The following is a 13628-nucleotide window of genomic DNA, read 5'->3' as shown; positions in this document are numbered from 1 at the left end:
CTGGGTTAATTATATTTGCGCTGCTTTTCTTTTTCGTATTGATAATTGTACAACTTTTTTATATTTCCATATGTCATATTATCAATACTTTGCTTGCCATTTCGAAGTCTCAAAATGACTGATCTTGTTACACCAGTATCTCTACTAATTTTATGATTAGATAAATCAGATAAAAGTAGTCTCTGAATAACTTCGTCCATATTAATTTTCACTTATATCATCTCCTAATATAAAACCAATCCGTTTAAATACTATATTTAGTATTTAAATAATCATTTAGCGTTTCTATATTTTCATCTGATACACATGAACTTTGTAACAACTCACTACGTCCACCAAATTTATATATCATCTCTCCAAGTCCGTTTAATTGTTCTGCACCTACTTCATCAATTGTATTCATACTTTCAATTTGAGTTGCTGCTTTCATTGCAATTCGACTAGGTATATTATCTTTTAATGTACCATTTATTACATCTCTGCGTGGTGTTTGTGTTCCAATAATAAAATAAATACCTACCTCACTTGCTTTTTTAATAATTCTAATAAGTTGTTCTTGTATTTCAGGGTTTATATAATATACATCTGCAATTTCATCAATAACTGTAATAATATATGGTAACTGCTCTAAATCATTTTCCTTTGCATATTTATTGTATCTTTCTATATCCATAGTTTCCGTATCTACAATTTGTTTCATTCTTTTATCAATTATGGCTGTTAATTCTACTAAATATTCTCTAAATTCTTCTATTTCATACATTATGTTTTTAATAAGAAATGGTGAATCTTCATACACTGCATATTCAACTTTTTTGGGATCATAAAAAGCAAATTTTATATCTTTAGGAGTGTTATTAAACATTCCACTCAATACCAACTGGTTCATTGTAATACTCTTGCCCGAACCTACTGTCCCTGTGATTAATAAACTATTTCTATGCAAGAAGTGATGACTATGTAACTCTCCATTACTGTCAACACCAATCAATAAATCTGAAACACCTTTTGGCTCGAATTTATTTAATACTTCATTAAAATTTACATTCATAATTATATCCTCCATTTTTTCTATTTTATTTTCTAATTCTCGATTAGGATTAACCTACCCGAATTTATTTATTATTTGTAGTCCCACTACGAATAAAGCCAATAGTGGTATAGACGTGTATAATACATATTCACCGAAAAATGAAAAATCTTTCTTTCTATGCGCGCGAGGGATGAATATATAATATGAACCTAAGAAAATACTCAATAAAAAGTTTAAAGCCATAACTAAACCTGCAATTACCACTATTACAAAAATAAAATTAATTAATGCATTCATACATTCTACCTCCTTTTCTGATTGAGTTCGTTATTCTGATTTTCTATTTTAGTTATCATCATTAAATTGATCACTTAACCAACCTTTAAATTTTTCCCATTGGTTTTTTCCTTGTTGACTCAATTTTTCGGTATCAATTACTTCATCAATTTGTCTTAATTTTTCCTTCATTTCTTCTTCATTACCACTAATCTTACTATTTTGTGCTTCTTGCAACTTATCTATACCTTGCTGCAATTCATCTGTAGCACTTTGATTTTGGTTATTAGCATTTAGATTGTTAACTTTATTTTGTAATTCATTAATACTTTGTTGCGTTTGTTGTTCATTTTGTTGTGAATTTCTTAATTGTTCTTTAGTAGAATCTATTTCTTGTTTCAACTGTTCATTTTGCTGTTGAGTTGAATCGTCATTTGAAACCTCTGTGTCATTTTTTGTGAGTACATTCATCGTTATAATGACAATAATAACTACAACTGCAATAGCCAATAAGATACCTAACCATTTATTTTTAGATTTCGATTTCTTATTCTCTTCTTGTAGCTGCCATTCTCTTTCTCTGTCACGCTGATTGTAATAATCTTCTGGGCGTTTATTATAATTATCGTTGTTTCTATCGGATCTACTATATGGATTATAAATAACTTTCCCAAATACTAGGCGTTGTTTTTCATCATCGATACTATAAATGTTTAAATCGGTATTAATTTCCCCATGTTTATCTAGTGCAATAATTTTTCCGTCCTCTTCAATTTTTAAAATTCTAGGGTATTCTTTAAAATTTTCGGGATTGCTCATAATACATACCTCCATAAAAATTGTTTTACTTACACCTATTTTTAAATAAATTCTGTTTATTGATATCTATTTTCTACATGTTTTTGTTTAATAATTTTACCGTCTACATCTTTTTTAACGATGTCATCACCTTTAGTAGTATAAGTACCAACAATTTCCGCATGCTTATTACGGTAATTTACATACCACTTACCATTATCATCATGCCTAACAATGTCTACTGTATACTTACTATCTCCTATTGGTTCACCTTCAAAATCTGAAATCATACCATAAACTTGTGATCTAAGGTGTGCTTCTGTACCCGGACTTTCTTGTAGTTCGAATTCTTCTCTTGTTTCATCATCTGTGAATGGATGTTCTTTTTTAAATTCAATTTGGTTTGCGAGTTCTTCAAGTGATGTATAATCTTTATTTTCATCGTATAAATCTTGCAGATCATACTCTTTGCCTGTTTCTAATAAATCTTTATATGTCATTGCCCCCTGCGTACCACCTACATATAATTTATCGTTACTCAAACCAACTACTGTTGAAAACGAACCTTTTGCCGGATATACTGTATAGAATTTCATACCACTCGGTCCATTTTTAATAGTATTATCATCTATTAGTAATAGTTTATATAGTCTTTTCTTTTCCATTTCACCTTGTACATTTTGTTCATAGATACCTTTTAGTATTTCATCTTTCGTTACAATATGTTCTCCGTCTTTTTCAGCAAAGAATGCCAGCGCAAGCTTCGTCTTATCTGGTACTTCGTTAACATCTACTTTCACATTTTTAGCTTGTTTAGGTTTTCCCTCGTTACTTTTAGATTCAGTTTCTGATTTACTACTTTCTTTTTGCTTGCTTTCGGTCTTTGTACCCTCTTGTTTTTGACTTACGTCTGATTTTTCTTCTCCATTACTACATGCAGTGCCTAATAAAGCTAAAATACTACTAGCTACGATTAATTTTTTCATGTTGAAAATTCTCCTTTATCTTGTTATTAATTAACTTCACATATAAGATTATGTTCTTCAATACAATCGAATATTTGCCTTATGAAATTCGTTTTACCATTTGTTTTTAGTATAACAAAGGGTTTACCGCTTCTTTTTGCGCCTTCTTTAGCAAGTTCTGCTTTAACATGGCTTGTCTGTAATATTGGTATCACAATAATATCTGATCGATCTACAACACGTTCTATTTGACTGCGTACATCTGAATCAGTGTGAATGACATGGCCACCACGTTTTTCTACTTCATTAATATAATTGCAGATAAACTTTTCTGTACCAAATATACCTATATTAAACCCTTCAAAATCTGCGCTTTTCACAATTACGTCCGATGACTTTTTTTCTTTATATTCAGTTGGTTTCTTCGGTTTAGGCGTCGGTAAAATCTCGTCCGTATTATATTTCCATCTAATTCGCAAAATATTTCTATCAGTCATGCGTGCTGCACTAACCACATCACCTTTATTTAGATTGAATTTATTTACATCATCATAATGTATTAGCCATGCAGGTATATTTACTAGTCCGTCGTCCCCATATTGTTCATTACATACATACTGTTTAAGTGTTTCATCATAGTCAACAACGATATAGTCATACTCGATAATAGAACTTTCTTCTATTTCTGTAAGTTTTGTTTGACCCTCTAATTTTTCAAAGTAGGTTTTACCACCTTTCAAAACATTTTGTTCACACCTAATTACATCTCCATGCTGTAAGTCTAATTGCCTTACAATCTTTTCAGGTACATATATAACTTCTTCGTGTTTTCTATCTAGCCCCATACCGCCACTCAATTTACGTGAAAATATATAAATATCATCGTCTTCTATCTCTCTTTTTGATTCGTCATTTCTAATAGGTTCTAATTGATCGTCCTCCTGATCATACATTTCACTCAATGTCTTCAATATTTTTAAATATTTTTGAGTTTCTGTTTCTAAAATGTCTAGGTCTTTTAAATTTTTTATATCATCTATCCACGATTCTTTTAAACTGTGACTGATTTCATTTTTAGTTTGTCGTTTCATATTTCTGCCCCTTTGCAATTTCATTTAAAATCAATATTCCAATTTTCTAGTCATTTACATAATTATTGTAACAAACAAGCTACATTATATATAACCTTCTAATAATAATTTTGTAAAAATTTTGATAAAGGGTAGTCTTTAAAACTACCCCTTACCTTTTTAATCATTTTCTAACATATCAATATATCGTTCGGATAATTGATAAACTGGATACATACAAAAACCAGACTGTACTTCTGTTATCAGTTCATCTAATATATCGTTTTCCAACAAAGTCTTATCCATATTCGGATAATTATTTGTATCGATTGTTAACCAATAACCTCTATTTTGTGGTCCTACATTAGTTGTTAAATTCCCATATATATCACCATCTTCTGTATACGCAACAATACCGCGACCACCCATAATATATTCAACAAATTCTAATTCTAATTTTTCACCTTTATGTTCGATTGTTATCATTTTTCCTTACCTCCTTAAAATGTATATACGGGGGATAAACCCCGTATATGTCTTACCAAAAATCTCCACCTATATTTTCTTCTATATGGGATACCGTCTTTTCTAAATCAAATTCTTTAATAACACTTTTTATCATCATGTCTAATTCATCTTCATCTAACTTTGGTATCTGCTTACTGTCTAATTTAAAACTTCTGCTTATCCATATTCTTCCTAAATTTTTGTGAGTATAGAAGTCCTTTTTTAACTGTTTATTCAATTCATCTTCACTTAAAGTGTTTTCTGCTTCTATTATGTTCATTTTCAAGTTATAACAACCTGACTTAACAATTTCGACTGTATCTATAACTCTTTTTCGAAAGTACTGTTCAAGTAAGCCTTTTTTAAATTTTTCACTCATTTTATTTCTTCCTTTCAGTGTATTCTTATATTTAGTGTTCAAAAAATTAATCTCCACTTACTATTCTTCCTAAAAATTCTTGATATACTGGGTCTTTTTTCTCTAGTTCTGTCAAATCTTCTTGTGAGAAAATATCTCTGATTGATAATTTAGTCCCACAAATTTCCCCAATGTATTCAAAAAAGCTTATCCAATCTGTTAAAAATAGGGGTTTCCCAGTATGTTTTTGATATATCCATTCACTCCCTTTTTTAGCTTTGTTACATTCTGTTATGCAATTATTTCTGATACTCATTAATTTTTTAGTTGATTGACTATCAACAGTGTATAACTCTGTCATACGTCCGATATACGTCCATTCCATTTTTCCTAAATCGAACTCTCCTTCCATTGTGTAACTATGTACCTCAATACCTAGTTTTCTTGCAACTCTCGTAAGTTCTGCTAATGTTTGCTCGTCCATGTTACCACTCCTTATACTTTTATTCACGATTTGTATTTATTAGTTAAAAGGTAAGGCGTCCCTTACAGAACACCTCGTCGATTAACTACCTTAATTATATATCATTATTCATGATTTGTAAACAGTTTTAGACAAATTTTTAAAATTATTTTTTCGTAGAATTCAGCTCTACATCAACGTATTTGAGTGACTCTATAATTCTCTTCAAATATTTTTTGTTGATGTTATATTCATTTGCTAAATCTGATATTTTATGATCCTGAATATACTTATGATAAATCTCTACATTTCTTAAAAATACCGATTCTTGTTTATCAGAAACAGGTTTATTTGGCGCACTTAAAATTCTATTATGATTAGCTTTCATGTAATCTCTTAACTTATAAGCGTTTGCTGGCGTCATTTTATATGCTTTTGCTGCTCTACTAATAGGGACTTCTCCCTCTAATATAACTAGACTCATTAAATAGTTTCTGTACCATGCTTTTAAGGTTTTTAAACTAATAAATAAAAAGTCATCTGGATAACATTTTGCGTCTATCATTGAATTTGTAATCTTTTTCTTTTGTATAGATACTGATTTATCCATAAATGGTGTATAACGTCCATAGAATTTTTCATGATCGAATTCCATATATTCATACGGTATACACTCTTCTATTTGTTCAACTACACTACGCAATATTTTATCTCTGTTTGCTTTACGCTTTTCCGACATACCTGAATCGACCATATTCATAGCATTATAGAAAATATGGCGCTTTACATTAATTTCATCAGCGATTTCTTTTGCTGATAAATAGCCTTGAACATATTCATTTACTTTTAACTGGTTGTCTTTTTTTAAATACTGCACCATTTTATCTTTTTCGTCGATTTTATTCATATTCACACCTCTTTATTTAAAGTTATATTATGTTTTATAATATATCTTTTTTCACGTTTTGTAAATATAAAATAATTTATCCTTTATGCCCTGCGACTAAATTCTTACGGTCACGGACAGTACCGCTCTTAGTTAGACTTGAACCTCTCATAACTATATTCTTGCCATATTTATGTCTAATAACGTCTAATTGATTTTCTATAATTTCGGTTTTTATTTGAAGCGGGTCATCAAACAACGACAACTGCTTAATTTGATTCGGTATAAATTTACCAAATGAAATTCCGATTGTACGATACATCCTATCCTTTTCTAATCTGCTAGATAAATAATGCCATAACTGATTGGTAATCTCATATGTGTTCTGATAACCCGTATTTTTTGTGAATTGCTTTCTAACGCCACCTATATCTGCATATCCTACACTTACACTGATTCTTGTTGGATATGCTTGTTGATTTCTCACTCTGAAGAATACTTCGTCTATTTGCTCAATTAAGACCGTTTTCAGCTCATTCATAGTATAATCCCTCATAAGTATCTGTGATTTCCCTAAAGACTTATCACGAGCCTTATATGGCTTTTTAAGGATACTTTCATCAATTCCATTAGCATGTAAATGTAAATCAACGCCAATTACCCCGAAATCTCTTTTTAGATAAGCTACAGGATAATTTGCTAAATCTCCAACTCTGAATATACCTTTTTTATTCAATTTAGCTTCTGTTCGTTTATTTATGCCCCACATCTTTGTTAAAGGTTCTATTGGCCATAATTTTCTGGCCACATCTTCATAACCCCATTCTGCAATACCTTCTTTTGTTTTTTTAGCTTCTAAATCCATAGATAACTTAGCTAAAAGTGGATTAGGTCCTATCCCAACTGTGCTAAATATCTTGGTCTCATGATAAATATCCCTTTGAACCATTTGTGCTAATTCATAAGGACTTCTTGCAAACAAGCGATAAGAAGCGGTCACGTCCATAAATAGTTCATCAATGCTGTATTGATGAAAGTCTTCAGGTGCAACATATTTCATTGCGATTTCACTAATTCGAGTAGATAACTGTAAGTATTTATTCATTGAGGGATTAATTATAAATATGTCTTTACGTTGTGGTATTTCAAATAGGCGCGTACCCGTCTTGACACCTAATTTTTTAAGTGGTGGCGTTGCTGCTAAAACAACCGAACCCATTCTTTTAGTATCTGCAACAACCGCTAGTTTAGTTTTCAAAGGATCTAGTCCCTTTTCTAAGCAAGAAACAGACGCAAAGAAACTTTTTAAATCTAAACATAGTACATTTCTATTTTGACAATTACGGTAATCATACATGATAAACACCTCAACTCACCTTTTTAATACGAACATATGTTCGTTAAAAGTATAATAAAATAACAACCTAAAAGCAAGTTAAAGCGTGTTTAAATTAATGACTAACTTTGTTCATAGCATTGGACCATTATTCACGGTTTTGTAATGTCATCTTTCTATTGTCCAGAAAATCAAAAAAGATTGGTGGTCAAATCAGTGAACATGATAAAGCCCCCTCACTACGCACATAGTGAGGGGGCTTGGTGTTTAATTATGACCATTACTTTTATAAAAACATTATAACATCTATTAAAGTTGATATCATCTAATAGATATTTATTTTTTTACAAACTGATTAGCCTATATCTATATTGTCTAATACCTTTCCTAATATAGCTGGATTGAATTGGTGCTTCTTAATCATTGTTTCTTTCGTGATTTCACCATTTCGATATTCTTTTACCATACTGGCTTTATTTTTTAGTAAAGATGATTCTATTCTGTTATATTCCGTATCATAGAAGCAATCAATCGTTAGATTTGTCAACCAATCTTCTATGTTATATATATAGCTGATTTCTTCTACAGGTGTCCCTTCTAAGTACGCATTTAATATATCAAGTCCTTCACGCATATGTTTTTCTTGATATGGTGTTAAAGGTTCAAGAAGCGGTTCTCCGTCATTAGCCATGACTTCCCTAGCAATTTCAATATTCACATTATATCTTTGTACCATTTCATTCATTGCCAATTTGCCTAAGTTATGATCTTGCTTTAGTAAATACCTTTTTAACCAAGCATTTAATTTAACTGTGTTCATAATCATATAATCATAACCATGCTCTTTACAAAGTTCTTTCAATACATCTTTTTGCTTATATTTGTTCCAGTTATGGTATCTAGTATGACAACCTAAAACGACCAATGGATCAAATACTAATTTCTCAAATGGTATTGCTCGACTTATTTGTAATATGAGTGCTTCTGTTTCTTTCTTTCTTTTTGCGATTTGTTTATCCCTAACATTTTTTATATCTGGATCAATCATATTTAAAACAGTACCTAATGTTTTAAAATCAACATTAAGTTCCTTCGATAAAGAATCATCATCAAAACTACCATCGATATACTCTTCCAAAGTCTCAGGACTTTTCTTACTTAAGTACGCATTAACAAGTTTCACATCTAATTCATGATAAATTTCAATTAATTGTTCGAAAATACCCTTACTTATATCGTATTTTTCTAATAAATCATCAGTTGAAACACCTAACTTATAAGATAAATATAATTCAACATTTCCGAAAAATCGTTCTTCTTGAATTGCTGGAATTTCTGAAAAGATATGATGTTGATTATCTTTAATCTGACCCATTAATTCATATTTTCTTTTATTAGTAATTTGATACAATCCTACAATTCTGAAAGGCTTCATTTTGCCTAGTTTTAGTTCATTATATGCATTCACTTGTTTATACATATCTTCCACTTCTTGCTGCGTAACAAGTGAAAAATCAGCAGTATCATAATTTAGTTTAATTAAAAGATTACGAATTAGTGTACGTTTCTCTTTAATACTTTTCTTTTTAAATCCAACGCCTGTCCCAAATAATAAACGACTATTAATATCTAACTTTTCTACAGGTATTGAATACCTCAATTGAGGTATTAAAACGTTTTTAACTTCTTGTAAAACATCATCTGTCTGTTCAATATCAACCTCGACTTGCTGTTCAGTTAAATGTAATAAGATGTCGGTTACTCTCTTTTTATCTAACTTAAACAATTGGCTTATATCATTAGCAGTTAAAACACCATCTAAAAATGCTTCTTTATTATTATCTCTTTCAATATATTCTAAAATCAGCATTCGTTCTAATTCTTTAAATACTGAGATAACGATATTTATAATCCATTCTTCAATATCATAAATTTGTGATAATGTTTCAGTTGATTGTCCTTCTATATACTCTTCATAAATCTTCATGTTTTGTTGAAATGCTTCTTCTTGTTTACTAGAAATGTTTTTGACTAAATACTTGCCATTATTAGCTATAACCTTTTTAATGTAATACACTTCATTTGTATAAATACCAAGTTTTTTCGCAATTTTATATCCCGTTAGTTTCCCGTCTAACAAATCTTGTTTCACTAAATATTTTTTAAACCAAGTGAAACAACTGTCTATGTTTACCATTTTTATATCTTTTAAATCAAAGTCATGTTTAGTAAGCGTATTACGTATTTGTATCTTCTGATAGTTATCAGAAATACCTCTAAAGTTTTCAACATTCTTAAACACTTTACTATCATCAAACTGTACAAATTCATACGGAATAGCTTGCGATAATTGTTCCATAATAATATTTAATTCCGAGACTTTAGTATTTCTTCTTAACTTTGTTATATCTGGATTGATAGTATTTATTGCAGTATAAAAAACATATCGTGGCATACCAGTTTCTTCACAAATATCTGTAACTGACAAATGACCTTTTATATATTGACTCAGCTTTTCCCGATTATTCTGCGTCAAATAATTGATCATCCTCATTTTATAATTACTTCGACTCAAATTATCCACCCCATTTTTACATATAGCAGTTATTTTATTATATAACCGTTAGTTTTTCTTGTAAATTATTCTATAAAATATCAAAACAAATTGAAAGGAAATCTATCACTTAGATTTCCTTTCATGATATCCAGACAAATTTTGTTGGATCGTGAAATGTTTCTTCTTTTATGATATGACCGTCTTCATCCCATACAGTAGTATGCCATTTAACTGATCCATCATTTTGATTTTCAATACTCACAAACCACAAAATACTTTCTGTATTATTTAAATCTATGATATGTTTTTCAAACTTTTTTAACGGTCCTCTATTTATGTTACTTGCGTAACCGATTAATAGTCGTTCATCGTTTTCAGAACCATGAAATCCTACCGGTATCATATGTGTATAATCTTCATTTTTTCTAACTTTATGATAAATTAGCGGCTTGAATACTTTTCTTTTAGCATTATTACGTTTGTGGTAGCGCCAACCAGACTTCGCTTGAAATTTAACTGCTAATTGATGGAATTGTTCATTGTGAAAATAATAAGCAACATCATAACCGCTTAATTTCAGCCTACTTAATGCGTCTTCACGGTCCATATGCTTCGTTATGGTTGTAAGTGACACACCAATTTCTCCACGTTCAAGAAAATCATTTCGTTGCTTTTCTTCTTCAATACTCAATTTCGGTTTCTTTTTCGTTCTTATTTTCTTTTTACTTTTTGTGGATTGATTATCACCATTTAACCGCGCTAATTCTTCTTCTAATCTATCTTTATTTATATACTTATAGGGCATGAGCCACTGCCCTATTTTTTCTAAAATAAGCATATTATAGTCCTAATAAATCTCTTACAGATTGTGTATCTTCTGACGATTGTTTAGAATCTGTTTGGCTCTTAACCGATTCCGTCCCTTCATCTTCAAAGTAATCCATCACGTCAACCGATACCACTTTATTTTTCACTGAACCAGCACTTTGCTTAGTATTTTTCTTATTTGATTTTTCTTTCATAATATCTAAAGCTTTTTGGTGTAATGCCACATCTTCTTTCGACATTTCATCTGGTCTTTTACGTCTATTCACTTTTTCTTCTTTCTGTTTAGACTCTTTTTCAAAGCTTTGTTGTGTTTCTACTAATGATGTTGTCGCTTCTTGTAATTCGTCCATTTGCGCCAGCGCTTCTTCATCACCTTCATGTCTTGCTACGACTTCTTTATAGTTCACATGGATTGGTTGTTCTATTGTATCTTTTAGATGATTATTAATATTCTCTACTTCGTCATCTATTAAAAAGCCACCTTGTAAACGTGTGACTGGTGTTTGACCTTTCCATTTCAATAGCCCATCACCTGCACCATTTAACGCTTCTGCATAGCCACCTTCACCTAATGCGATTCTGCTATCTGTTGAAGTGACAACTTGGAAAGTTAATCGTGTCATAATATTAGAACGTACTATACCAGTCACAATATCTGCTGAAGGCCTTTGAGTTGCGACAATCAAATGAATACCACAAGCACGTCCTTTTTGCGCTAATCGTGACACTTCTTTTTCAACATCTTTTTGAACCATAACTAAATCTGCATATTCATCAATAACACATACGATAGTAGACATTGTTTCTTTGCCTTTTTTCGCCATTTTTTTGTTATAGCCTTCTATTTCTCTTGTTTTAGCTTTTTTCATTTGTTGATAACGTTCGTCCATTAATATACATAAGTATTTTAAAAACGTTACCGAATCCTTAGCGTTATCAATCGGATTGACCATGTTAAACGGATTATCTTCATAAACACCAAATTCTACTGCTTTTGGATCAATTAATGCGATTTGAACATCTTTAGGGCTTGCTTTCCAAAGTATTGATAACAATATATAGTTCACTGCGACTGACTTACCTGAACCAGTAGAACCGGAAACTAACATATGTGGTGCGTCCCTTAAATTATGCGTGACGGTTTGGTTATCCAAATCTACACCAAAGATAGTTTGTAAAGGTTTCGTCGAACTACTTAATGTATCTTTTATAAGTTTGCGATTATCGATTTGAACCCTACTATCACTTGGCAATGGAATGTTTACGGTAATTTTCCCACCATAATCGTCCACAATAACCTCTTGTAGTGTCAACCATGTACGTAACCCTTCTTGTAGCTGTGTTTTAGACTTATGATTTTGTGAATATTTAGCCTTGTATTTATAAGCAATTGATGTTGTACCAGTCGAACGACTTTCTAAATCAACTTGCATTTTTTCAGCTGCAAAGAATTTTTCTAATTCATCCTGTTTTTCTAAGGCATATGCTTCCGCTGCCTTTTTATCTTCCTCAATATCTTTTGATCTATCTATCAATAATTCCAATGGATAATTACCTACTTGGCCATTTGTATTATTATCTTCTGTTTCATAATCAGTAGTTTTATCCATTGCTGCTAGTTGTTCTCTTTTCTTCTTAACCGAACGTGCTTCTTTAATTTCTTTTTCCACAGAACCTTCAAAAAGAAGATTTTTCCTATCCTGCGATGTTTTGATTTGGTCAAATGTTACACCTGTAAACTGCATTAATTGTTCATGAAAGTTCTTTAACTTTGATTCTAATTTACTAGAAGCTTCCATGTTCTTAGGTTTCTTAATTATTATATAATAACGTTTTATACCTGCCACATGACCCTTTTGAACTGTAGCGCTGATACTCACTTTCGACCTTCTAATAGCTCGTTTAACAATTCTATCTGCTTTCCTACTATTGCGTTCTCTTCGTACTTCTCTATTAAAAACCCATTTAAATACATTATAAGTATCACCATGTTTGCCACTACGTGTACTTTTATCTCTTAATCTAGAGTCTGTATGTCTAATAATATCTTTCTTTAGTCTCAAAGATTCAAAATCACTTTTAAAAGGTGTCATTTCACCATAATGTGACCTCAATACATTCAACACAATATATATTAATAATAGACCACCTAATATCCATAACGGATAAATCATAAGATTATGACTCAATTGATTTAAAAAGCGTTCTGACCTAGTTCCCCAATCACTTGTATTTGGAATCCATTCTTTTTTTAATACTGCATTTAAAGGATTAAATGGAGAATCATAACTATTTAGCAGAAAATTACCATCAAACATAAAGTGAACTACTTTAACGTATAAGAATTTAAATATATTTAACAAAACAAGTCCTACTAACCAAATCCAAAATATAAGTTTTAATATCCTTAAAGTCATTTGAGAGAAAATGACTAATCCTTTTTGTTTCGTCATAAAAACACCTCTGATACCATATTTTATTTTTATAGATGTATACCTTACTAATGTAAATCAACAATCAATATAAAAGGGGCATAAGCCCCAATTGAATA

14 protein-coding genes are annotated in these 13628 nt (G+C 30.7%); all 14 read right to left on the bottom strand.

Features of this window, described 5'->3' with window-relative positions; translation table 11 throughout:
- Positions 1-5: 5 nt before the first annotated feature.
- The 14 genes from LQ598_RS11960 to LQ598_RS11895 all read right to left on the bottom strand — a co-directional run bounded on the left by LQ598_RS11960 (position 6) and on the right by LQ598_RS11895 (position 13530).
- On the bottom strand, positions 6-212 hold the full coding sequence (locus tag LQ598_RS11960) for a hypothetical protein (protein WP_239745616.1): 207 nt from the start codon (positions 210-212) through the stop codon (positions 6-8).
- 32 nt (positions 213-244) lie between these two features.
- Positions 245-1051, bottom strand: a complete 807-nt coding sequence (locus tag LQ598_RS11955; RefSeq protein WP_239745614.1) for an FtsK/SpoIIIE domain-containing protein — start codon at positions 1049-1051, stop codon at positions 245-247.
- A gap of 54 nt (positions 1052-1105) precedes the next feature.
- Complete coding sequence (locus tag LQ598_RS11950; RefSeq protein ID WP_239745612.1) at positions 1106-1330, bottom strand: hypothetical protein; 225 nt, start codon at positions 1328-1330, stop codon at positions 1106-1108.
- A 48-nt stretch (positions 1331-1378) separates the two neighbouring features.
- Positions 1379-2128, bottom strand: coding sequence for a hypothetical protein (locus tag LQ598_RS11945; protein WP_239745611.1), 750 nt, complete (start codon positions 2126-2128; stop codon positions 1379-1381).
- Between the two features lie 56 nt (positions 2129-2184).
- Entirely contained in the window at positions 2185-3093 is a 909-nt protein-coding gene (locus LQ598_RS11940) for a hypothetical protein (RefSeq protein ID WP_239745609.1), read from the bottom strand.
- Between the two features lie 26 nt (positions 3094-3119).
- A complete protein-coding gene (locus LQ598_RS11935; protein ID WP_239745607.1) occupies positions 3120-4163 on the bottom strand; it encodes a DUF2325 domain-containing protein in 1044 nt (347 codons plus the stop codon).
- A 159-nt stretch (positions 4164-4322) separates the two neighbouring features.
- Complete coding sequence (locus LQ598_RS11930; protein ID WP_239745605.1) at positions 4323-4628, bottom strand: DUF4313 domain-containing protein; 306 nt, start codon at positions 4626-4628, stop codon at positions 4323-4325.
- Positions 4629-4680: 52 nt separating this feature from the next.
- Entirely contained in the window at positions 4681-5028 is a 348-nt protein-coding gene (locus LQ598_RS11925) for a hypothetical protein (protein WP_239745603.1), read from the bottom strand.
- A 46-nt stretch (positions 5029-5074) separates the two neighbouring features.
- Positions 5075-5491, bottom strand: coding sequence for a hypothetical protein (locus LQ598_RS11920; protein ID WP_239745601.1), 417 nt, complete (start codon positions 5489-5491; stop codon positions 5075-5077).
- Positions 5492-5636: 145 nt separating this feature from the next.
- Positions 5637-6377: a hypothetical protein gene (locus LQ598_RS11915; RefSeq protein WP_239745600.1), complete on the bottom strand. Its 741-nt coding sequence runs from the start codon at positions 6375-6377 to the stop codon at positions 5637-5639.
- Between the two features lie 76 nt (positions 6378-6453).
- The gene (locus tag LQ598_RS11910) at positions 6454-7713 is read right to left on the bottom strand and encodes a Y-family DNA polymerase (RefSeq protein ID WP_239745599.1); all 1260 of its coding nucleotides are present in this window, start codon (positions 7711-7713) and stop codon (positions 6454-6456) included.
- A 334-nt stretch (positions 7714-8047) separates the two neighbouring features.
- Positions 8048-10180: a hypothetical protein gene (locus tag LQ598_RS11905; RefSeq protein WP_239745598.1), complete on the bottom strand. Its 2133-nt coding sequence runs from the start codon at positions 10178-10180 to the stop codon at positions 8048-8050.
- Between the two features lie 208 nt (positions 10181-10388).
- Complete coding sequence (locus tag LQ598_RS11900; protein WP_239745597.1) at positions 10389-11087, bottom strand: hypothetical protein; 699 nt, start codon at positions 11085-11087, stop codon at positions 10389-10391.
- 1 nt (position 11088) lies between these two features.
- Positions 11089-13530: an FtsK/SpoIIIE domain-containing protein gene (locus tag LQ598_RS11895; RefSeq protein ID WP_239745596.1), complete on the bottom strand. Its 2442-nt coding sequence runs from the start codon at positions 13528-13530 to the stop codon at positions 11089-11091.
- Positions 13531-13628 lie beyond the last annotated feature (98 nt).

Origin of the sequence: Mammaliicoccus sp. F-M27 (assembly GCF_022387115.1) — a bacterium.
GTDB classification, from domain to species: domain Bacteria; phylum Bacillota; class Bacilli; order Staphylococcales; family Staphylococcaceae; genus Mammaliicoccus; species Mammaliicoccus vitulinus.
Note: the sequence above shows the minus strand (reverse complement) of the source record. Positions and strands in the feature narration are given on the sequence as shown.

Coding starts and splice junctions, on each gene's coding strand:
- LQ598_RS11955 (WP_239745614.1), bottom strand. CDS start 1,051: ATGAATGTAAATTTTAATGAAGTATTAAATAAATTCGAGCCAAAAGGT.
- LQ598_RS11950 (WP_239745612.1), bottom strand. CDS start 1,330: ATGAATGCATTAATTAATTTTATTTTTGTAATAGTGGTAATTGCAGGT.
- LQ598_RS11945 (WP_239745611.1), bottom strand. CDS start 2,128: ATGAGCAATCCCGAAAATTTTAAAGAATACCCTAGAATTTTAAAAATT.
- LQ598_RS11940 (WP_239745609.1), bottom strand. CDS start 3,093: ATGAAAAAATTAATCGTAGCTAGTAGTATTTTAGCTTTATTAGGCACT.
- LQ598_RS11935 (WP_239745607.1), bottom strand. CDS start 4,163: ATGAAACGACAAACTAAAAATGAAATCAGTCACAGTTTAAAAGAATCG.
- LQ598_RS11930 (WP_239745605.1), bottom strand. CDS start 4,628: ATGATAACAATCGAACATAAAGGTGAAAAATTAGAATTAGAATTTGTT.
- LQ598_RS11925 (WP_239745603.1), bottom strand. CDS start 5,028: ATGAGTGAAAAATTTAAAAAAGGCTTACTTGAACAGTACTTTCGAAAA.
- LQ598_RS11920 (WP_239745601.1), bottom strand. CDS start 5,491: ATGGACGAGCAAACATTAGCAGAACTTACGAGAGTTGCAAGAAAACTA.
- LQ598_RS11915 (WP_239745600.1), bottom strand. CDS start 6,377: ATGAATAAAATCGACGAAAAAGATAAAATGGTGCAGTATTTAAAAAAA.
- LQ598_RS11910 (WP_239745599.1), bottom strand. CDS start 7,713: ATGTATGATTACCGTAATTGTCAAAATAGAAATGTACTATGTTTAGAT.
- LQ598_RS11900 (WP_239745597.1), bottom strand. CDS start 11,087: ATGCTTATTTTAGAAAAAATAGGGCAGTGGCTCATGCCCTATAAGTAT.
- LQ598_RS11895 (WP_239745596.1), bottom strand. CDS start 13,530: ATGACGAAACAAAAAGGATTAGTCATTTTCTCTCAAATGACTTTAAGG.